Origin of the sequence: Kocuria rhizophila DC2201, from assembly GCF_000010285.1 — a bacterium.
GTDB classification, from domain to species: Bacteria; Actinomycetota; Actinomycetes; order Actinomycetales; family Micrococcaceae; genus Kocuria; species Kocuria rhizophila_A.
The window spans coordinates 903,417-923,750 of sequence record NC_010617.1 but is presented as its reverse complement, the minus strand read 5'-3'; the positions used below and the strand labels follow the sequence as shown (position 1 = coordinate 923,750).

Annotated in this window: 18 protein-coding genes; 9 read left to right on the top strand and 9 right to left on the bottom strand. The window is 73.2% G+C overall.

Going from position 1 to position 20,334, the window contains the following annotated elements; translation table 11 throughout:
• Positions 1-6: 6 nt before the first annotated feature.
• From hemB to hemE, 7 genes are all read right to left on the bottom strand, one after another.
• A complete protein-coding gene (hemB, locus tag KRH_RS04130) occupies positions 7-1,011 on the bottom strand; it encodes a porphobilinogen synthase (protein ID WP_012397923.1) in 1,005 nt (334 codons plus the stop codon).
• A 32-nt stretch (positions 1,012-1,043) separates the two neighbouring features.
• Complete coding sequence (locus KRH_RS04125) at positions 1,044-2,189, bottom strand: uroporphyrinogen-III synthase (protein ID WP_012397922.1); 1,146 nt, start codon at positions 2,187-2,189, stop codon at positions 1,044-1,046.
• Positions 2,186-3,130, bottom strand: a complete 945-nt coding sequence (gene hemC, locus KRH_RS04120) for a hydroxymethylbilane synthase (protein WP_012397921.1) — start codon at positions 3,128-3,130, stop codon at positions 2,186-2,188. The genes KRH_RS04125 and hemC overlap by 4 nt, the downstream gene beginning before the upstream one ends.
• Positions 3,127-4,332 carry a ferrochelatase gene (locus tag KRH_RS04115; protein ID WP_012397920.1) on the bottom strand — a complete coding sequence of 402 codons (1,206 nt, stop codon included), beginning with the start codon at positions 4,330-4,332 and terminating at the stop codon, positions 3,127-3,129. Before KRH_RS04115 ends, hemC begins: the two co-directional genes overlap by 4 nt.
• 1 nt (position 4,333) lies before the next feature.
• Positions 4,334-5,050: a hydrogen peroxide-dependent heme synthase gene (hemQ, locus tag KRH_RS04110; RefSeq protein ID WP_012397919.1), complete on the bottom strand. Its 717-nt coding sequence runs from the start codon at positions 5,048-5,050 to the stop codon at positions 4,334-4,336.
• A 99-nt stretch (positions 5,051-5,149) separates the two neighbouring features.
• Complete coding sequence (gene hemG, locus KRH_RS04105; RefSeq protein WP_012397918.1) at positions 5,150-6,637, bottom strand: protoporphyrinogen oxidase; 1,488 nt, start codon at positions 6,635-6,637, stop codon at positions 5,150-5,152.
• On the bottom strand, positions 6,634-7,857 hold the full coding sequence (gene hemE, locus KRH_RS04100; protein ID WP_012397917.1) for a uroporphyrinogen decarboxylase: 1,224 nt from the start codon (positions 7,855-7,857) through the stop codon (positions 6,634-6,636). The genes hemG and hemE overlap by 4 nt, the downstream gene beginning before the upstream one ends.
• 128 nt (positions 7,858-7,985) lie before the next feature.
• On the opposite strand from hemE, the gene KRH_RS04095 reads away from it, so the two are divergent.
• The 5 genes from KRH_RS04095 to KRH_RS04075 all read left to right on the top strand — a co-directional run bounded on the left by KRH_RS04095 (position 7,986) and on the right by KRH_RS04075 (position 13,193).
• A complete protein-coding gene (locus KRH_RS04095; RefSeq protein WP_012397916.1) occupies positions 7,986-9,299 on the top strand; it encodes a glutamyl-tRNA reductase in 1,314 nt (437 codons plus the stop codon).
• A 32-nt stretch (positions 9,300-9,331) separates the two neighbouring features.
• A complete protein-coding gene (locus KRH_RS04090; RefSeq protein ID WP_012397915.1) occupies positions 9,332-10,009 on the top strand; it encodes a TetR/AcrR family transcriptional regulator in 678 nt (225 codons plus the stop codon).
• A gap of 89 nt (positions 10,010-10,098) precedes the next feature.
• Positions 10,099-10,332: a DUF3107 domain-containing protein gene (locus KRH_RS04085; RefSeq protein WP_041297317.1), complete on the top strand. Its 234-nt coding sequence runs from the start codon at positions 10,099-10,101 to the stop codon at positions 10,330-10,332.
• Between the two features lie 318 nt (positions 10,333-10,650).
• Positions 10,651-12,318 (top strand): DEAD/DEAH box helicase, encoded by a 1,668-nt coding sequence (locus tag KRH_RS04080; RefSeq protein WP_012397913.1) that lies wholly within the window; start codon positions 10,651-10,653, stop codon positions 12,316-12,318.
• A 5-nt stretch (positions 12,319-12,323) separates the two neighbouring features.
• A complete protein-coding gene (locus tag KRH_RS04075; RefSeq protein WP_012397912.1) occupies positions 12,324-13,193 on the top strand; it encodes a DNA-methyltransferase in 870 nt (289 codons plus the stop codon).
• A gap of 9 nt (positions 13,194-13,202) precedes the next feature.
• Here the strand turns inward: KRH_RS04075 and KRH_RS04070 are convergent, their stop codons facing one another.
• On the bottom strand, positions 13,203-14,054 hold the full coding sequence (locus KRH_RS04070; RefSeq protein ID WP_012397911.1) for a PHP domain-containing protein: 852 nt from the start codon (positions 14,052-14,054) through the stop codon (positions 13,203-13,205).
• Positions 14,055-14,170: 116 nt separating this feature from the next.
• Here KRH_RS04070 and KRH_RS04065 point away from each other — a divergent pair, with 116 nt between their 5' ends.
• A complete protein-coding gene (locus KRH_RS04065; protein ID WP_012397910.1) occupies positions 14,171-15,778 on the top strand; it encodes an aminopeptidase P family protein in 1,608 nt (535 codons plus the stop codon).
• 97 nt (positions 15,779-15,875) lie between these two features.
• Here the strand turns inward: KRH_RS04065 and KRH_RS11735 are convergent, their stop codons facing one another.
• A complete protein-coding gene (locus KRH_RS11735) occupies positions 15,876-16,877 on the bottom strand; it encodes a general stress protein (protein ID WP_012397909.1) in 1,002 nt (333 codons plus the stop codon).
• 158 nt (positions 16,878-17,035) lie between these two features.
• On the opposite strand from KRH_RS11735, the gene KRH_RS04055 reads away from it, so the two are divergent.
• From KRH_RS04055 to KRH_RS04045, 3 genes are read left to right on the top strand one after another with little or no spacing between them, the layout of a single operon-like run.
• Positions 17,036-18,334, top strand: a complete 1,299-nt coding sequence (locus KRH_RS04055; protein ID WP_012397908.1) for a magnesium transporter MgtE N-terminal domain-containing protein — start codon at positions 17,036-17,038, stop codon at positions 18,332-18,334.
• Entirely contained in the window at positions 18,327-19,139 is an 813-nt protein-coding gene (locus KRH_RS12600) for a DUF1003 domain-containing protein (RefSeq protein WP_012397907.1), read from the top strand. Before KRH_RS04055 ends, KRH_RS12600 begins: the two co-directional genes overlap by 8 nt.
• Positions 19,136-20,332 (top strand): Mrp/NBP35 family ATP-binding protein, encoded by a 1,197-nt coding sequence (locus KRH_RS04045; protein WP_012397906.1) that lies wholly within the window; start codon positions 19,136-19,138, stop codon positions 20,330-20,332. The genes KRH_RS12600 and KRH_RS04045 overlap by 4 nt, the downstream gene beginning before the upstream one ends.
• The last annotated feature ends 2 nt before the right edge of the window (positions 20,333-20,334 follow it).

Sequence of the window (20,334 nt, the reverse complement as noted above, 5' to 3'; positions counted from 1 at the left end):
GGGCTGTCACCGGCCGTTCTCGCGGCGGAGCCACCCGGCGAGCTCTGTGGCGTAGTAGGTCAGGATCGAGTCGGCGCCGGCGCGCTTGATGGAGAGCACGGACTCGCGGATCGCGGCCTCGCGATCGATCCACCCGTTGGCGGACGCGGCCTCGATCATCGCGTACTCCCCCGAGATCTGGTACGCGGACACCGGCACCGGTGAGGCATCCGCGATCTCGCGCAGGATGTCCAGGTAGCTCATTGCGGGCTTGACCATGACCATGTCCGCGCCCTCGGCGAGGTCCGTCTGCAGCTCCAGCAGGGCCTCACGCCGGTTGGCGGGGTCCATCTGGTAGGTCTTGCGGTCCCCGGTGAGCGTGGAGTCCACGGCCTCGCGGAACGGGCCGTAGAACGCCGAGGAGTACTTGGCGGTGTAGGCGAGGATCGAGACGTCCTCGTGGCCCGCCGCGTCCAGGGCCGCGCGGATCACGCCCACCTGCCCGTCCATCATCCCGGACGGGCCCAGCATGTGCGCCCCGGCCTCCGCCTGGGCCACGGCCATCCGGCCGTAGATCTCCAGCGTGCGGTCGTTGTCCACGCGGCCCCGGGCATCCAGCACGCCGCAGTGGCCGTGGTCCGTGAACTCGTCCAGGCACAGGTCCGCCATCACGACGACGCCGTCCCCCACCTCCTCGCGCACCGCACGGATGCCGCGGTTCAGGATCCCGTCCGGGTCCAGTGCGGCGGAACCCTCGGCGTCCCGGGTCTCGGGCACGCCGAAGATCATGAAGCCGCCCAGGCCGAGTTCCACAGCCTCCGCGGCGGCGCGCCGGAGGGAGTCCATGCTGTGCTGCACCACACCGGGCATCGAGGACAGGGGCTGCGGTTCACTGAGCCCCTCCCTGACGAACACCGGCAGGATCAGGTCGGAGGGGTCCACCCGGGTCTCGGCCACGAACCGGCGCATGGCCGGGGTGCTGCGCAGCCGCCGGGGGCGGGACACGAGGTCGTACGAGACGTCGTCGTTCATCTGCAGGTCTCCTGGTTCATCGAATCGTTGCATCATGAGAATTTGTTGCGCCCGGCCGTGCCGGGGGTTCCGAGCGCGTGCACCACCGCATCGGCGAGCGCCTCGGGAGTCGGATGTGCCGCGGTCACCGGGGTGAGTCCCTGCTCACGCAGGGCGCGGGCAGTGGGCTCCCCGATCGCGATCCACGCGGTACCCTCTGCCGGACGGTTGACGTCCAGCAGCTGCCCGGCCCGCGACGGCGCCGTGACCACCACCGCCGCCAGCTCACCGGAGGCGCACGCGGCCCGGGCGGCCGCGCGGTCGAGTTCCGGAGCGTCGTCCGGCTCGGACGCGATCGTGCTCAGCGGCCGCGGGGCGGGGGCGGGCTCCATGTCGTAGGCGCGGACCCGGCAGACACGGTACCCCCTGGCCCGCAGGCCGTCCTCGAGGGTGTCCGAGGCCAGCGCGGACACGGGCAGCAGAGCTCGGGGGACGTCGCCCGGCGACCCGGCACCCGCGGTCCCCGTTGCGGAACCGGCGTGTCCGGTGGCGCCGGTGCCCGCGCGCGTGCCGAGACCGGAGGATGAGGTGTCGGCACCCGCCACACCGCGACCGCCAGAGCGGCGCGCGACGGATGCCTTCCACCGCATGTCGAGACCCTCCGGCCACTCCGCGAGCATGCCCGCAGCGCTGGAGGTCCCGGCGGGCACGAAGTCCACCCCCACGCCGTGATCGGCGAGGGCCCGGGCGGTCGCGGCACCCACGGCGGCGATCCGCAGCGGGGCGGGCCGGGCGGCGTCGTCCGTGGCCACCACCGGGGCGCTGGCCCCGGGCGCGGGGGACGACGCGACGACGCCCGTTGCCACTGCCTCGATCCGGGCGGGACCGGTGGCGGAGTCCCCGGCAGTTCCGGGGGCGGCACCGGGCGAACGGGCGGCGTCGAGCCGGGCGCCCCAGTCGGCGGTGTCCGCGACCGCCGCAAGGGCGTGGACCGCGGTGGCGGAGGTCACGCACAGCCACGTGGGAACGGTGGGGCGGACAGCCTCGCGCAGCAGGGCACGCAGGGGCTCGGGGTCGGGGGGCAGGGAGGCCTCCAGCAGCCGGGCCGCGCACGGCTCGTACCCGCGCTCCCGCAGCAGTGCGGCCAGGGGTCGCGCGGCGGCGGGATCGCGGGTGACGAGCACGCGACGAGCGGTCACAGGCTCAGCCGGGCCAACCGGTCGGCACCCTGGGCGAGCAGGTCGTCCGCGATCCGGCGCCCGAAGGCCTCGGCCTCCTCGACGGAGGGCGCGGGCACGGACTCGCTGCGGCGCATCACCTCGGACCCGTCCGGGTTGGCGACGACCACGTCGAGCTCCAGGACGTCCCCGGCCACGCGGGCGAACGTGCCCACGGGCGCGGCGCAGCCGGCCTCGAGCTGGGCGAGCACGGCCCGCTCAGCGGTGACCGCGAGCCGCGTGGGCAGGTGGTCCACGGCCTCGAGGCCACGCATCAGGGCACCGGAGGGATCCAGCCGCGCACTGACCTCGAGCGCGAGCGCCCCCTGCCCCGGGGCGGGCAGCATCACGTGCGGATCGAGGTACTCGGTGATCCGGCCCTCCAGGCCCAGCCGTTTGAGCCCCGATGCGGCGAGCACCACGGCGTCCAGGTCCCCCGGGTCCGCCGGGGCCACCCGGTTCAGGCGGGTGCCCACGTTGCCGCGGATGTCCACGATGCGCAGGTCCGGGCGCAGGGCGCGCAGCTGGGCCACGCGGCGGGGTGAGCCCGTGCCCACGGCCGCACCCTCGGGCAGCTCGGCCAGCGTGAGGCCGTCCCGGGCGCACAGGGCGTCCCGCGGGTCCTCGCGCTCGGGCAGGGCCACGATCCGCAGCCCCTCCACCGGGGCGGTGGGCAGGTCCTTGAGCGAGTGCACCGCGAGGTCCACGCGGCCGTCCAGCACCTGCGACCGCAGGGCGGTAGCGAACACCCCGGTCCCGCCCATCTGGGACAGCGGTCCCGTGAGGACGTCCCCCTCGGTGCGCACCGTGACGAGCTCGTGGTCGATGCCCCCGGCACGGGAGACGGCCTCGGCCGCCCACCGGCTCTGGGTCATGGCCAGCTGCGAACCGCGGGTGCCCACCGTGAACACGGCTCCGCTCACCGGTGGATCACCTCGCCGTTCTCGTTGAGACCCACGGGAATGGGCTCCCCGACGGGGCGCTGGGCGATCGTGGGGCGGGGCTCGCTCTGCCCGTGCAGCACCTTGACGCAGCAGTCCGGGGCGCACGTGTCGAACCACGTGCCCTGCGCGCACGCAGAGACCCGCGGGGGTGCGGAGGGTGTGCCCAGGCGCTGCTCCACGAGGTCCGCGAGCGCCGCCACGAACTCCGGGTCCGTGCCGGCGGTGGGGATCCGCTCGAACTCCAGCTGCGCCTCGGCGGCGGCGTCACGGGCCTCGGTGTCCAGGTCCCACAGCACCTCCATGTGGTCCGAGACGAAGCCCAGGGGCACCACGGCCACACCGGTGACGCCCTGGGCGGGCAGCCCCTCGATGACGTCGCAGATGTCCGGCTCGAGCCACGGCACCTGCGGGGGCCCGGAGCGGGATTGGTACACGAGCTCCCACTCGACCCCGGCCATGGGCTCGCCCACCTGCTCCACGATCCAGCGCGCGGCCGCGAGGTGCTGCGCCACGTAGGCGGAGTCCCCCTCGAAGTCCATGCGCTCGGGGCCCGCGGCGTTCGCGTCCGTCATGGGCACGGAGTGCGTGGTGAACAGCACGCGCAGCGGACCGTCGGTGCGCTCGCGCAGGGCGAGCAGCGAGTCCCGCAGCTTGGTGGCGTAGGGGCGCAGGAAGCCCTCGGAGTCGTAGTACTGCCGGATCTTCTCCACGTGCAGCTCGTCCTGCAGCCCGGTCTCCTCCAGGCCCACGCCGTAGTCCTCGCGGTACTGGCGGCAGCTGGAGTACCCGGAGTACGCGCTCGTGGCGAGCACCAGCAGGTTCCGGTAGCCGCGCTCGTGGCTCTCGCGCAGCACGTCCGCCACGTACGGGTCCCAGTTGCGGTTGGCCAGCAGCACGGGCAGCTCCACACCACGGCGCCGCAGCTCGGCCTCGAGCGCGTCCCGCAGTGCACGGTTCTGGGCGTTGATGGGGCTCACCCCGCCGTTGGCACGGTAGTGGGTGGCCACCTCCTCGAGCCGCTCGTCCGGGATGCCGCGCCCGCGCGTGACGTTGCGCAGGAACGGGATCACGTCCTCCTGGCCCTCCGGTCCCCCGAAGGAGGAGAGGATCAGGGCGTCGAAGGAGTGCGGCGCGTTCGCGCGCTCGGCACTCAGGGCATTGGTCTCTCGGGTGTCAGTCATCTCAGTCGAGCACCTCGGCGATCTCCTCGGTGGTGATCCGGCGGCCCGTGTAGAACGGGGTCTCCTCGCGCACGTGCAGACGGGCCTCGGTGTTGCGGAAGTGGCGCATGATGTCCACCAGGTCCACGAGCTCGGGGGCCTCCAGGGCCAGCAGCCACTCGAAGTCGTTGAGCCCGAAGCACGCGATCGTGTTGGCGAGCACCTGCGGGTACTCGCGGGCCTTCATGCCGTGGTTCTTGAGCATCTCCCCGCGGCGCTGCGGGTTCATGTAGTACCACTCGTAGGAGCGCACGAACGGGTAGACGCACACCCACTTCTGGGCCTCGGCACCGCGCGCGAACGCGGGCGAGTGGTTGGACGTGAACTCCGCCTCCCGGTGCACGCCCATGGCGTTCCAGGACTGCCGGGTGCCGGCCAGCAGGGGCTGTCGGCGCAGCTCGCGGATCGCGGCCTGCAGCGCGTCGGGCTCCTTGCCGGTGAGCCACAGCATGAAGTCCGCGCCCTCGCGCATCCCGGAGACGTCGTACATCCCGCGCACGGTCACGTCCCGCTGCGCCAGCTCGGCCACCAGGGCGTCGAAGGCGGCCCGGTTCTCCGTCGAACCGGCGTCCCGCGGTCGCTGCCCCGTGCGCTCCAGCACCGTGTAGGCCGCCCAGTAGAGCGTGTCGCCGCCCTCGTGCGCGGCGTCCTGCGCGGTGCCGTTCTCGTGCTCACTCATCGTCGTCGTCCTTTCACCGTGTTCTCTTCTCGTTCGCCGTCCGTGGTCGGGGCCCGGTCACGGCGACGCCGCCGCGGCACCGGGTGCCGATCGCGCGGCTCAGGTGCCCGTCACGTCGTAGCCGTGGCGCGCGAGCAGGGACCTGACCTGCTGCCGGGTGTCCGTGACCACCGCCGCGAGGCCGGTGCCGGAGAGCCACGCCCCCACGGCCACAGCGTCCGGGATCTCCGTGAGAGCCCGGCGGAACCCCGTGACCCGCGCCGTGTGCCCGGCGTCGGTGCGGGGCAGCGCCGCGTGCCAGCGGACCACGTCCGCGCCCACGAGCTGCTCCGGGGCGATGGGCACGCCCAGCAGGGCGCTCGCGTCCCCGAGGGCGAGGGAGATCAGGTGCCGGTCCTCCAGGGTCACCTCGGGCGAGGGCCCCGCGCCCTTGGGCGTCATCCGCCCGTAGGACAGCCGCACCACGTGGCGGTGCTCCCCGGCCTCGCGGGCCACCCAGTCCCACTTGGCGCTCGAGTGGGTCAGGGCCTTGGCGCGGACGTCACGGACGTCGTCGCTCACGAGCACCCCCGTGCCGCGCGGGGCGTCGTCGAGCGCCGGGCAGTCCAGCACTAGTGTGGCGAGCGCGATGCGCGGCCCGGAGCGCGGCGTGTAGTTCTGGGCGTCGGTCATGTGCGAACCCATCAGGCGCACGGACGTGGGCCCGTCTGCGGCCATCACGAGCAGCTCGCCGCGCGCCACCGCGGTCTTGTCCCCGTTGGTCGGCTGCCGCTGGATCACCATCCACCCCGGGCGGCGCGGATCTCGGTCCAGGGCGATCACGTCGTAGCGGGTGACGAGCTTGACCCCCAGCCGTTCGGCGTCGCGCACGAGCCGCTCGCTGAGCAGGTTCATGCCGCCGTCGATCCCGGCCACGTTGGCACCGGCCGGGCTGGCCTCCCGCAGGGCGCCGGCGGCCGCGCCGAGGCTGCCGAGCTCCCGCATGCGAGCGCGCAGACCGGGCGCCACGGCGTCGACGTCGAGCTGGTCGGGGTGGGTGGAGTAGACCCCGGAGACGAAGGGGGCCACGAGACGGTCCACCACGCGCTGGCCCATGCGGGCGCGCACCAGGCCGCCCACGGTGCGCTCCCCCGCGCCCACGCGCCCCGGCAGGGCGCGGTCCAGACGGGCCCGGGAGACCCCGGTGCGCCCCAGCGGGACGCGCAGCTCGGGTGCCGTGGGATCCGCGGGGATGCCGAGCACGCCCGAGCGCGGCGCGGGAACGGCACCCTCCGGGAGGAAGATCCAGGAGCCCGCGGGGTGCGGTGTGACCATGCGCCCGGAGAGCCCCAGCTCCGCCATCAGCTCGGGCACGGCGGTGGAGCGCGTGGCGAAGGACTCCGCCCCCGAGTCCAGCACCAGGCCCGCGACCTCGTGGGCGCCCACGGCACCGCCGAAGTGGTCCGAGGCCTCCACGAGCGTGACCCGCAGACCGGCGGAGGCGAGGTCCCGCGCGGCCGTGAGACCGGCCACGCCGCCGCCGACCACCAGCGCGGTGCGGGGGCGGCGGGCGGAGGGCCGCCGCGGATCGCCGGAGGAAGTTGTCACCGAGTCTCCTTGTGGATGAAGGTCACCAGTTCGCTCAGGACGCGGGGGTCCGTGTCCGGGGGCACCCCGTGGCCGAGGTTGACCACGTGGCCGGGGGCCGCGGAGCCGCGCCGCAGGACGTCCCGGACGTGCTCGTGCAGCACCTCGCGGGGGGCCGGGAGCAGGGCGGGGTCGATGTTGCCCTGCACCACGGTACGCCCGCCCAGCCTCCGGGAGGCCTCGTCCAGCGGGATCCGGTAGTCCACGCCCACGGCGTCCGCGCCGGCCTCGCGCATGGCCACGAGCAGCTCCCCGGTGCCCGTGCCGAAGTGGATGCGGGGCACCCCGAGGTCCGCCACGGCACCGAGCGCCTGCGCGGAGTGGCGCTGCACGTGCGCCTCGTAGTCCCCGAGCGAGAGTGAGCCCGCCCAGGAGTCGAACAGCTGCACGGCCGAGGCCCCCGCCTCGACCTGCGCCCGCAGGAAGGCGCCGGAGGTGCGTGCGGCCCACTGCGCGAGGGCGTCCCAGGCCGCGGGGTCCGCGTGCATCATCGTGCGTGGCCGCAGGTGGTCGCGGGAGGGCCCGCCCTCCACGGCGTACGCGGCGATCGTGAACGGTGCCCCCGCGAAGCCGATGAGCGGGGTCTCGCCGAGCTCGGCCACGGTGCGCGCCACGGCCTCCCGGACGGGGTCCAGTGCGGAGTCCGGCAGCTCGGGCAGCGCGGCGACGTCCGCGGCGGTGCGCACGGGGTGCTCGAGGACGGGCCCGCGCCCGGCCACGATGTCCACGCCCACGCCCGCGAGCTTCATGGGCACCACGATGTCGGAGAAGAAGATGGCCGCGTCCACGCCGTGGCGGCGCACCGGCTGCAGGGTGATCTCCGCGGCGAGCGCCGGGGTCAGGCAGGCCTCCAGCATGCCCGTGCCCTCGCGCGCGGCGCGGTACTCGGGCAGGGAGCGTCCGGCCTGGCGCATGAACCACACGGGGCGGTGCGCGGCGGGCAGGCCGCGCAGCGTGCGGATCAGGGGGGACTGCGAGGTGCCACCGGCCCGCAGGGGGTGGTTCTCCGGCAGCGCGGCGATCCGCCGCTCCCACGCCGCGGCCGCATCAGGGGCCGTGGTGCCGGGATGTGCGGCATCCGCGCCCGAGGGGGTCCCGGCGGGGCGTGACCCCGTTCCGGGAGCGCTCCCGGGAGAGCTGGGTCGGGCGGTCTCGTCGCTGCGCTCGTTCTGGGATGCCATGATGCCCCCATTGTGCCAAAGGACCCCGACGCGTTTGGCGACGGAGTGTCCGGGACCCCGCCCCGGGAGGTCGGGGCGGGTGGCTATGCTGAGCGGACCAGAACGACTTCGTCTAGGATGGCGGGATTGTGGTTCTTTTCTGTCTTGTCGCTTCGCACCGCACCGTTGACCTCAACACCGTCGCACGCTTGAGCACCGGGGCCCTCGGTGTGGCCGAGGACGCCGTGTCCCGCGGTGCGCTCGCCGGAGCCATCACCCTGTCCACGTGCAACCGCCTCGAGCTCTACGGCGAGCTGCCCGAGCACGCCTCCGTGGACGTCCCCGGCGCCCAGCAGCAGCTGGCCGAGCGGATCGCCCGGCGCGCGGGGCTCGACGAGCGCTTCGTCCTCGAGACCATGGACGCCTACGAGGGGCCCGAGGTCCCCCGCCACCTGTTCACCGTTGTCTCCGGGCTGGAGTCGGCCGTGGTGGGGGAGCGCGAGATCACCGGGCAGGTGCGCCGGGCGCTGGCCGGCGCCCAGCAGTCCGGCACCGCCTCCCCGCACCTCGTGCAGCTGTTCGAGGCCGCCGCGCGCACGGCCCGCGAGGTGGGTGCGAGCACCGGGCTCGGCGAGCGCGGACGCTCGATCGTCTCGGTGGCCCTGGACCTCGCCGACGACATCACCTCCGGGGACTGGCCCGAGCGCCACGCCCTCGTGTTCGGCACCGGCGCGTACGCGGGTGCCACCATGGCCGCCCTGCGGGACCGCGGGTGTGCGGACATCGAGGTCTACTCCGGCTCTGGGCGCGCCCAGCAGTTCACGGACCAGCGCGGCGGCTCCCCCGTCACGGACGAGTCCCTGCCGGGGGCACTGCGCCGCGCGGACGTGATCATCGGCTGCTCCGGCGGCTCCGCGCCCATGCCGGCCTCCCGCTTCCCGGCCGGGCCCCGCACCGTGGTGGACCTCGCCCTCGCCCGGGACTTCGACCCCGCCGTCGCGGACCTGCCCAACGTGGAGCTGATTACCCTGGAGTCCGTGCGCGTGGCCGCACCCGAGGAGACCCGCGAGTCGGTGGCCGCCGCCCGGGAGATCGTGGAGCGCGCGGCCCGCGACTTCGAGAACGCCCGCACGGCGCGCAGCATGGACCAGGCCATCGTCGCGCTGCGCAAGCACACCATGGCGGTGCTCGACGCCGAGCTCGACAAGGTGCGCACCCACCACGGCTGCACCGGGGCGGAGGAGCAGATCGAGATGGCCATGCGCCGGATGGTCCGCTCCCTGCTGCACACCCCCACCGTGCGTGCGCGCCAGCTCGCGGCGGAGGGCCGGGCGGACGAGTACATCACCGGGCTCGAGGCGCTGTACGGGTTGGAGGTCGCCGTGCCGGACGTCCCGGAGGAGACCGCCCCCTCCACCCGGCAGGACCCCTCGGACACCCCGCGACCCCGCGCGGTGGGCTGATGACGCCCCGCCCGCCCGCTCAGGAGGATCCCATGAACCCTGCCGCCGACGACGCCGCCCCGGCACCTCCCGCTCCCAGGGCGCGCCGGATGAGCCGGGACCAGCGCCGCGAGCAGTTGCTGAACACCGCCCTGCGGGTGTTCTCGGACGGCGGCTACCACGCCACGTCCATGGACGAGATCGCCGCGGCGGCCGGGGTGTCCAAGCCCGTGCTCTACCAGCACTTTCCCGGCAAGCGGGAGCTGTTCCTCGCCCTGGTGGAGTACACGCTCACGGACCTCTCCCAGCGACTGGAGCACTCGCTGGCCTCCGCGGACTCCAACCGCTCCCAGGTTCGCAACGTGATCGACACGCACTTCGACTTCGTCCACTCCCGCCCGCAGGCGTACCGCCTGATCTTCAACGCGGACCTCATGTCCTTCCCCGAGGTCGCGGCCCAGCTGGACGAGTTCTACCAGGAGGTCGCCCACGCGGTGGCCGCGCTGCTGGGCCCGCGCACCGGCGCCCCTCCCGCCCAGGCCATGCTGCTGTCCCGGGGTCTCGTGCACCTGGTGCAGACCTCCGCGGTGTACTGGACCCGCCACCCGGAGACGGGCTCGCGCGAGGAGGTCCAGGACCGGCTCTTCCGTTTAGCCTGGGGCGGAATCAAGTCCCTCAACGATGAGCACGCGGAGGCGGCTCCTAGACTGGGCGGCGACGACCAGGACTGACCCGCGGCGCGCACCCGCGGCGGGTGCGGTCCACCGGACAGCGTCCGGCCCGTGGGCACCGCGGACCGGACACCCCGCAGGAGGCACCCATGGAAATCAAGATCGGGATTCAGAACGTGGCCCGCGAGCTCGTGGTCAACAGCGAGATCACGGCGGACGAGGTCCAGGCCAAGGTCACCGAGGCCCTGAACGCTGGCACCCCCCTGGTGCTGCAGGACTCCAAGGGGACCACCACCGTGGTGCCCGCCGCGAGCATCGGCTACGTGGAGACCGGCCAGGAGACCAAGCGCAAGGTGGGCTTCACGCCGCTGCCCCTCGGGTGAGCGGCGCACTCCGCCGCCACCGTCCGACGCCCCCGGGATCACCGCCCGGGGGCGTCGGCGCGTTTGCGGGTACACTGGGGACGTTCCAGCAGGATGACCGGTCGTCCCAGGACACCGTCACGTTCACTCCTCACCCGCTCCGGCACCGCGCCCGGACGGTCACGCACCGTCCGATGAGCGCCCGGGCAGGGTACGTTCCACGATCGGCTTCCTCACACCCGCGCGGTGGCCCCCGGCCCGCGCCGTGCCCGCCCGCTCAGGGCGGTCCCGGCGGGTTCCCGGTGACGGTGCCCCGCGCCCATCCCGTGAAGGACAGTTTTGATCGACATCACCGCAACACCCGAGCAGGACGCCCCGGAGCTCGACGAGTCCGGCGCGCAGGCCGTCGAGGCCACCGAACCCGTGGAAGAGTCCTCGTTCGCGGACTTCGGGGTCCGCCAGGACATCGTGGACGCGCTCGCGGCCCACGGCATCACCTCCCCGTTCCCCATCCAGGCCATGACGCTGCCCATCGCGCTCTCCGGCCAGGACATCATCGGCCAGGCCAAGACCGGCACCGGCAAGACCCTGGGCTTCGGCATCCCCGCGCTGCAGCGCGCGGTGGGCCGTGACGACGCCGGCTGGGAGCAGCTCGCGAAGCCCGGCGCACCGCAGGCACTGATCGTGGTCCCCACGCGCGAGCTCGCGGTGCAGGTGGGCAGCGACCTCTCGATCGCGGCGAAGACCCGCAACGCGCGCGTGGCCACCATCTACGGCGGCCGGCCCTACGAGTCCCAGATCGCCGAGCTCGAGAAGGGCGTGGAGGTGGTGGTGGGCACCCCCGGGCGCCTGATCGACCTCAACCGCCAGCACTTCCTGGACCTGAGCCACGTGCGCATGGTCGTGCTGGACGAGGCGGACGAGATGCTGGACCTGGGCTTCCTGCCGGACGTGGAGAAGCTGCTCGCCACGGTCCCGGCCGTGCGCCAGACCATGCTGTTCTCGGCCACCATGCCCGGCCCCGTGGTCGCGATGGCCCGGCGCTACATGACCCGGCCCATGCACATCCGCGCGGCGGCCCCGGACGAGGGCACCACCAAGAAGGACATCCGCCAGGTCATCTACCGCGCCCACCACCTCGACAAGGACGAGGTCGTGGCGCGCATCCTGCAGGCCGAGGGCCGCGGGCGCAGCATCATCTTCACGCGCACCAAGCGCGCCGCCGCCAAGCTCGCGGACGAGCTGATCCACCGCGGTTTCGCGGCCGCTCCCCTGCACGGCGACCTCGGCCAGGGCGCGCGTGAGCAGGCGCTGCGCGCGTTCCGCAACTCGAAGGTGGACGTGCTCGTGGCCACGGACGTCGCGGCCCGCGGCATCGACGTGGAGGACGTCACCCACGTGATCAACTTCCAGTGCCCCGAGGACGAGAAGACCTACCTGCACCGCACCGGGCGCACCGGCCGCGCGGGCAACAAGGGCACCGCCATCACGTTCGTGGACTGGGACGACGTCCCGCGCTGGCGGCTGATCGACAAGGCCCTGGAGCTCGGCATCCCCGAGCCCGTGGAGACCTACTCCTCCTCCGAGCACCTGTACTCGGACCTCAACATCCCGCGCACCGCCAAGGGCAAGCTGCCGAAGTCCCAGCGCACGCTGGAGGGCCTGGACGCCGAGGAGATGGAGGACCTCGGGGACGCGCGTCCGCGCCGCGACGACAAGCGCTCCTCCGGCGGGCCCCGCAACGGCTCCGGCGGACGACGCCGCTCGGGGGCCTCGGGCTCCGACGGCCGCCGTTCCGGTGGTTCCGGCTCCCGCGAGCGCTCGGGGCAGTCCTCCGAGAGCCGGGAGAACGGCCGCGAGAAGACCGCGCACGCCCCGCGCGAGAAGTCCGTGGAGACCTCGGGTGAGGGCGGCGCCAAGCGGCGTCGTCGGCGTCGTCGTCCCTCGGGGCAGAACCGGGGCGGCAACGGGCAGGGTGCCCAGCAGTCCCCCGCCGCCGGAGAGTAGGGGCGGTGAGCGCGCCGGAGCCCTTCACGTTCGACCCGGAGGGCACCAGCGCCATCGTGCACGGTGAGAACCTCACCGTGCTGGAGTCCCTGCCGGACGAGTCCTTCTCCCTGGTGTACCTGGACCCCCCGTTCAACACGGGCAGGGACCAGGTGCGCCGCACCACCCGCTCGGTGCCCGTGGCCCACGGCGAGGGGGACCGGGTGGGGTTCGCCGGGCGCTCCTACGAGACGATCATGGGCTCGCTGCGCCGCTACGAGGACTCGTTCGCGGACTACCTGGGGTTCCTGGAACCCCGGCTGGCGCACGCCCGGCGGGTGCTGGCCCGCCACGGCACCCTGTACGTGCACCTGGACTACCGCGAGGTGCACTACGTCAAGGTGCTGCTGGACGCGATGTTCGGCCGGGAGTGCTTCCTCAACGAGATCGTGTGGGCCTACGACTTCGGCGGGCGCACCACCCGGCGCTGGCCCGCCAAGCACGACACCATCCTGGTGTACGTGAAGGATCCTGCGGCGTACCACTTCAACTCGCAGGACGTGGACCGCGAGCCCTACATGGCCCCGGGTCTCGTGGGACCGGAGAAGGCCGCGCGCGGCAAGCTGCCCACAGACGTGTGGTGGCACACGATCGTCTCCCCCACCGGGCGGGAGAAGACCGGCTATCCCACCCAGAAGCCCGCGGGTGTGCTGCGGCGGATCGTCACGGCGTCCTCGCGGCCCGGGGACTGGGTGCTGGACTTCTTCGCGGGCTCGGGCACCACGGGCGCGGTCAGCGCCGAGCTGGGGCGCCGGTTCGTGTGCGTGGACAGCAACCCCGAGGCCGTGGAGGTCATGCGGTTGCGCCTGCCGGACGTGCCCGTGCGCACCGCCTGAGCGCTCGGCTCAGGGCCAGCGGACCTCCACGCCGGAGGTCGCCTGCTCGCAGATCCTCGTGAGCGAGCGCACGGACGTGGAGTTCTCCCCCAGCCGGTTGGGCTTGCCGTCCCCGTGATAGTCGCTGGAGCCCGTGACCAGCAGGTCGTGCTCGGCGGCCATGGTCATGAGCACCGCGCGGGACTCGTCCGGGTTGTCCCGGTGGGCGACCTCCAGACCGGCCAGGCCGGCGTCGATCATGGCCCCGAAGTCCACCGCGCTGGCCACCCGGCCCCGCAGCGGTGCCATGGGGTGCGCGCACACCGGCACGCCGCCGGCCGCGCGCACCAGCTTGATGGCCTCCACGGGATCCAGGGCGTCGTGGCGCACGTAGTACTTGGAGCGCCCGGAGAGCAGGTTTGAGAACGCGTCCGAGCGCGTGGGCACCACGCCCAGGGCCACGAGCGCGTCCGCGATGTGCGGGCGGCCCACCGTGGCGCCCGGCCCCACCTGTGCGGTGACGTCCTCCCAGCCGATGTCGTAGTCCTCCCCCAGCAGCTCGACCATGCGCCGCGCCCGGGTGAGCCGGTTGCGGCGGCACTCCTCGATCCGCTCCACGAGCGGCTGGTACGCGGGGTCGTGCAGGTAGCTGAGCATGTGCACGGAGATGCCGTCCGCGGTGGTGCACGTGATCTCCATGCCCGGGACGAACGCCACTCCCAGGGACACGGCGGTGTCCCCGGCCTCCTGCCAGCCCGCGGTCGTGTCGTGGTCGGTGAGCGCGAAGACACTGAGCCCGGCCGCGTGGGCCGAGCGGGCGACGTCGGCGGGGGTCTCCGTGCCGTCCGAGGCGATCGAGTGGGTGTGCAGGTCGATTCTCACCGCCCCCACGATACCCGCGCGCATCCGCACGGTTGACCGGCGTGACACCATGGGCAGGACAGATCCCGACCCCACCGGGCGCGAGCGATCGCGCCGCGAAGGAGATGACAGCGCCCATGAGCCAGGGCTCAGAACACACCGCCGTTTCCCACCACGCGAGCGAGGACGCCGCGCAGCCCATGGACGAGCGGGTGGACAACCGCTCTCAGCGCCCGGACAGCGACCAGTTCCGCGCGTTCATGGCCTCGAGCTGGGCCCAGCCCGAGACGACGACGACGACGCGCGCCGAGGTCGCGGAGTTCGCTGCCGCCCGCCGTGCCCGGCTCTCGCGCCTGTTCCCGGGTGAGCGCCTGGTGATCCCGGCTGGTGCACCCAAGGTGCGCTCGAACGACACCGACTACCGCTTCCGCCCGCACTCCGCGTTCGCCCACGTGACCGGCATGGGTGTGGACCACGAGCCCGAGGCCGTGCTGGTGATGGAGCCCACCGAGCCGGGCCACGGCGACGACGGCAGCGACCACGTGGCCACGCTCTACTTCCACCCCATGGCCGGGCGGGACTCCGACGAGTTCTACGCCGACGCCAAGAACGGCGAGTTCTGGGTGGGCTCCCGCCCCACCCTGCAGCAGCTGCAGGACGAGTTCGGACTGCCCACGCAGGACCTCTCCGCGCTGGAGACCGCCGTGACCAAGGACGCCGGCAACGCCGCCCTGGGCGGGCTGAGCATCCGCCTGGTGCGGGACGTGGACCTGAACATGGACGCCCTCGTGGACACCTCCCGCATCAACACGGGCGTGGACCTGGAGCAGTCGGACAGCAAGGACGCCACGCTCACCGAGGCGCTGAGCGAGCTGCGCCTGGTCAAGGACGAGTACGAGATCGGCCAGCTGCGCGTGGCCGTGGACGCCACCATCCGCGGCTTCGAGGACATCGTCTCGGTGCTGCCGCGGGCGATCGGCGGCGAGCGCGGCGAGCGCGTGGTCGAGGGGGCGTTCTTCTCACGGGCCCGTCTGGAGGGCAACGACCTCGGCTACGACACCATTGCGGCGTCCGGCAACAACGCCACCGTGCTGCACTGGATCCGCAACAACGGCTCGGTGAAGCCGGGCGAGCTGATCCTCGTGGACGCGGGCGTGGAGGCGGACTCCCTCTACACCGCGGACCTCACCCGCACCCTGCCGGTGGACGGGACCTACACGGAGATCCAGCGCACCATCTACCAGGCGGTCCTGGACGCCTCGGAGGCCGCCTTCGAGGTGGCCGTGCCGGGCAACCGCTTCCGGGACGTGCACGCCGCGGCCATGGAGGTCCTGGCCCACCGCCTCGAGCAGTGGGGCCTGCTGCCGGTCTCCGCGGAGGTCTCCCTCTCCGAGTCCGGTCAGCACCACCGCCGCTGGATGCCGCACGGCACGAGCCACCACCTGGGCCTGGACGTCCACGACTGCGCGCAGGCCAAGCGCGAGCTGTACCTGGACGCCGTGATCGAGCCGGGCATGGTGTTCACCATCGAGCCCGGGCTGTACTTCAAGGAGGAGGACCTCGCGATCCCGGAGCAGTACCGCGGGATCGGCGTGCGCATCGAGGACGACGTGCTCGTCACCGAGCAGGGCAACGAGAACCTCTCCGCGGCCCTGCCCCGGCGCCCGGAGGACGTCGAGGCCTGGATCCAGGGCATCTGGAACCGGGACGAGAACGTGGGACCCACGGAGGGTCCGGCCGCCTGAGCCGCGTCCTGACGTGAGAACGCCCCGCACTGCAGTGCGGGGCGTTCTGCGTCTCCACCGGGCGCAGCCCGCGGGCCTGGCACCGGTCACCGGGACCTCAGCGGCGGTCCTCCGGGGTGCGGTTCTCGATGCCGCCGCCCTGCTGGGTGTCCCGGGCGTCGTCCGCGGCTGCGGGGCCACCGGTGCGGGTCCACGGCGCGGAACGGTCCACCTCCGGAGTTGCCTCGGGCGCTGCCTCGGGCTCCACGCGGATGCCGTACTGGGGGCGTCCGTCCGGGAGGTCCGGGAACTTCGCGGAGCGGTGGGGGTCCTGCTGTGCCTCCGGGCCCGGCTGCGTGCCCTCGTGAACGCCGGGGCCCGACGCCGCGGGGCTGCTGCCGTGGGCGGCGCCGGCGGGCGCGCCCTGGCCCGGCACACCCGGCTGCCCAGTGGGGCCACCGGTGTACGGGCCGTTCTGGGGTGCGCCGTTCTGGGGCGCACCCTGCTGGGTTCCGCCGTGGCCCGGGCCGCCGTGGCCCCAGTGCCCGCCGTTCCACCCGTCCTGACGGGCACCACCCGGACCGCGACCGCCGAACGGGGCGTGGCCCTGGGCGCGTACCCCGGCACCCGGTTCACCGGGCATGCCGCTGAGCACCTGGCGCGCCTGTCCGGCCACCTCCGGTGCCGCGAGCACCTCGTAGCTGCCCGCCACGATCCGGCTGGTGGACGTGAAGTCCCGCTTGCCGCGGGACATCGCGTACGTGATGGTGGCCATCAGCATGAAGAACGCACCGCCCAGCAGCATGGTGGGCACGATGGACGCGGCCATCTGCGGGCCGCCGAACATGGTGAGGATCAGCCCGAGGAACGCGCCGAAGAAGATGCCGTTGAGCGCACCCTGCAGGGCCACCCGGGGGTAGGACAGCCGCCCGGTCACCTGCTCCACGGACTTCAGGTCGCTGCCGATGATCGAGACCATGGCCACGGGGAAGTGCTCGTCGGACATGTAGTCCACGGCCTTCTGGGCCTCGGCGTAGGTTCGGTAGCGGCCGACCACTTCGCCGCGTGGCATCTCTGGTGCGATGGACAACTGGGACGGGACGCGATTCGGGGTGCTCATGCGCCCCATTCTCCCCCAGCCACCCGCAAGCTCCCAGGGAGAACCCTCCATCATCGCAGCGGGTGAACACGGCGCCCCGGGGGACCTTCACCGGGGGTGGCTGACCACCCGGTCCGCCCCGAATGTGACCACTGCCCCCGGATCACTAGGCTGGGCGGGTGAGCACAAACCTTTCCAAGATCTTCGTGGCCCGCCTGATCGGCCTGGACGTCTTCGACCCCCTCGGCGACCGCCTGGGGCGGCTGCGCGACGTCGTCGTGCTGCTGCGCCCCGGCAGCCGACCGTCGCTGAAGACCCGGCCGCTCGTGGTGGGCCTCGTGGTGGAGGTGCTGGGCAAGAAACGGGTGTTCGTGCCCATGACACGCGTGACGAGCATCGACGCGGACCAGATCATCTCCACCGGCCTCGTGAACCTGCGCCGCTTCGAGCAGCGCGGCGCGGAGACCCTCGCGGTGGGCGAGCTCTTCGACCGCACCGTGGTGCTGCTGGACGGCTCCGGCACGGCGACCATCGAGGACGTCGCCATGGAGAAGTCCAACAACCGCGGCGACTGGGTGATCTCCCAGCTGTTCGTGCGCCGCTCGCAGGCCACGGGCGGGCTGATCCGGCGTCGCAACCAGACGCTGATCGTGGACTGGGAGGACACCGACGACCCCTCCAACGCGGGCCACCAGCCGGCCACCCAGTGGGTCGCGCAGCACGAGGAGGACCAGGCGGCGGACCTCGCGGACGAGCTGCGGGACATGCCCGACAAGCGCAAGCTGGAGATCGCCGCCGAGCTGCAGGACGAGCGCCTCGCGGACGTGCTCGAGGAGCTGCCCGAGGACGACCAGGTGTTCATCCTGACCCACATGGACAACGAGCGCGCCGTGGCACTGCTCGAGGAGATGGACCCGGACGACGCCACCGACCTGCTCAACGAGCTGCCGGAGGCCGAGGCCGAACGCTTCATCACCATGATGGAGCCCGAGGACGCCGAGGACGTCCGACGGCTGCGCGAGTACGAGGAGGGCACCGCGGGTTCGCTCATGACCCCCGTGCCCATCGTGCTCTCCCCGGAGGCCACGGTCGCGGAGGCCCTGGCCCACATCCGGCAGGAGGAGGTCATCCCGGCCGCCGCGTCCGCCGTGCTGGTGTGCCGGCCCCCGCTCGAGACGCCCACGGGCAAGTACCTGGGGTTCGTGCACACCCAGCGGCTGCTGCGCTATCCCCCGCCCGAGGCGATCGGCAACCTGATCGACCGCTCCATCGAGCCGGTCTCGGACCAGGCGTCCGTCGCGGACGTGGCCCGCGAGCTGGCCACCTACGACCTCACCATCCTGCCGGTGGTCAACGACCAGGACAGGCTCGTGGGCGCGGTGACGATCGACGACGTCCTCGACGCGCTGCTGCCCGAGGACTGGCGCACGTACGACGACGGAACCCCCGTGAGGAAGGTGGGCAAGAGGTATGAGTAGTCCCCGACAGAACCCCTCGGCGCAGTACTCCCCCGGTCCCCTGGACCAGCCGAGGGAGAAGCGCCCCGGGTACCTGCCCCGGTTCCGGCCCAACCCGGACTCGTTCGGCCAGCTCACCGAGGCGATCGCCCGGTGGATGGGCACGCCGCAGTTCCTGCTGTGGATGACCGTGTTCGTGACCATCTGGCTGGGCTGGAACACCATGGCCCCCGAGGAGATCCAGTTCGACCCTCGGTCCCTGAACTTCACGCTGCTCACGCTCATGCTGTCCCTCCAGGCGTCCTACGCCGCGCCCCTGCTGCTGCTCGCGCAGAACCGGCAGGACGACCGTGACCGCGTGGTCGCCGAGGAGGACCGCAAGCGCGGTCAGCAGAACCTCGCGGACACCGAGTACCTCACGCGCGAGATCGCGTCCCTGCGGATCGCGCTGCGCGAGGTCGCCACGCGCGACTACGTCCGCTCCGAGCTGCGCAACCTGCTCGAGGAGATCCTCGAGGCCCAGGACCAGCGCGCGGAGGCCGGCGAGGCCGAGCCCGCGGGTCGGCGCGCCGAGGGCGGGCGGAAGAACCCCGGTTCTCGCAAGGGGGACCGCGTCAAGCGCACCGGTACAACCCCGCTCGCCGAGACTCCCGAGGCCACCTACGGCGTGGCCCCCGCCCCGTCCGGGACCGACGACGACGCCCGGTCGGCCACCGCGCCCCCCGGTTCCCACGCGGCGGGGCACCCCGCCCCCGGACCCGGCGCGGCGGCGTCGTCGGATCCGGCAGGGGCACCCGGCGAGGACGGTCGGGAGGGGCACCTGTGAGCGGGAACGGCACGGAGGCCGTCGACCCTCGGCTGCGCGAGGCGCTCGACGGCGTGATCGACCCCGAGCTGCGCCGTCCCGTGACGGAGCTCGGCATGATCCCCGAGGCGGTGCTGGAGGGCGGGACCGCGCGGGTCACCGTGCTGCTCACGGTCTCCGGGTGCCCGCTGCGCGGGACCATCGAGGCCGACCTGCACGAGGCCCTGGCGGCGGTGCCCGGCGTCGAGCACGTGGCCGTGGACGTGGGGGTGATGACCCCCGCCCAGCGCCAGCAGCTGCAGGAGCGGCTGGGACACCACCGCAGCAACCCGTTCGCGGACCCGCACAGCCTGACCCGGGTGCACGCGATCACCAGCGGCAAGGGCGGGGTGGGCAAGTCCAGCGTCACCGTGAACCTGGCCGCGGCGCTGGCCGCCATGGGGCGCACCGTCGGCATCGTGGACGCGGACGTGCACGGCTTCTCGGTGCCCGGGCTGCTGGGCATCACGCAGTCCCCCACGCGCGTGGGGGACATGATCCTGCCGCCCGTGGTGGAGGTGCCCGAGGGCGTGGACCGCAGGCCCGAGGACGGCGCCACCGGGGCGGGGCACCGCTCGCGCGGCGTCATCAAGGTGATCTCCATCGGGATGTTCGTGGACCCCGCCCAGCCGGTGGCGTGGCGCGGGCCCATGCTGCACCGGGCCATCGAGCAGTTCCTCACGGACGTGCACTTCGGGGACCTGGACCACCTGCTCCTGGACCTGCCCCCGGGCACCGGGGACATCGCCATCTCGGTGGGTCAGCTGCTGCCCCGCTCGGGGGTGGTGGTGGTCTCCACCCCGCAGCACGCCGCCGTGAGCGTCGCGCAGCGCTCGGGCACGCTCGCGGAGCAAACCGAGCAGAGCGTCACGGGCGTGGTCGAGAACATGTCCGCCATGGTCATGCCGGACGGCACCCGCATGGAGGTCTTCGGCTCCGGCGGCGGGCAGCGGATCGCGGACTCCCTGGGGGAACGGCTGGGCTACCCGGTGCCGCTGCTGGGCAGCGTGCCCCTGGACGTCACCGTGCGAGAGGCCTCCGACCGCGGCGTGCCCGCGGTGTGGTCCGAGCCCGACTCCCCGGCGGCCGGTCAGCTGTGGGAGATCGCCCGCGCACTCGACGCCCAGGGCCGCGGGCTGGCGGGGCGCAGCCTCGGCATCACGCCGCGGGGCTGAGA

Bases quoted from the DNA above. Each gene is read 5' to 3' on its own strand.
- KRH_RS12600 (WP_012397907.1), top strand. From the start codon at position 18,327: ATGAGTAGTCCCCGACAGAACCCCTCGGCGCAGTACTCCCCCGGTCCC.
- KRH_RS04065 (WP_012397910.1), top strand. From the start codon at position 14,171: ATGAGCCAGGGCTCAGAACACACCGCCGTTTCCCACCACGCGAGCGAG.
- hemB (WP_012397923.1), bottom strand. From the start codon at position 1,011: ATGAACGACGACGTCTCGTACGACCTCGTGTCCCGCCCCCGGCGGCTG.
- KRH_RS04115 (WP_012397920.1), bottom strand. From the start codon at position 4,332: ATGACTGACACCCGAGAGACCAATGCCCTGAGTGCCGAGCGCGCGAAC.
- hemQ (WP_012397919.1), bottom strand. From the start codon at position 5,050: ATGAGTGAGCACGAGAACGGCACCGCGCAGGACGCCGCGCACGAGGGC.
- KRH_RS04085 (WP_041297317.1), top strand. From the start codon at position 10,099: ATGGAAATCAAGATCGGGATTCAGAACGTGGCCCGCGAGCTCGTGGTC.
- KRH_RS04090 (WP_012397915.1), top strand. From the start codon at position 9,332: ATGAACCCTGCCGCCGACGACGCCGCCCCGGCACCTCCCGCTCCCAGG.
- hemE (WP_012397917.1), bottom strand. From the start codon at position 7,857: ATGGCATCCCAGAACGAGCGCAGCGACGAGACCGCCCGACCCAGCTCT.
- KRH_RS11735 (WP_012397909.1), bottom strand. From the start codon at position 16,877: ATGAGCACCCCGAATCGCGTCCCGTCCCAGTTGTCCATCGCACCAGAG.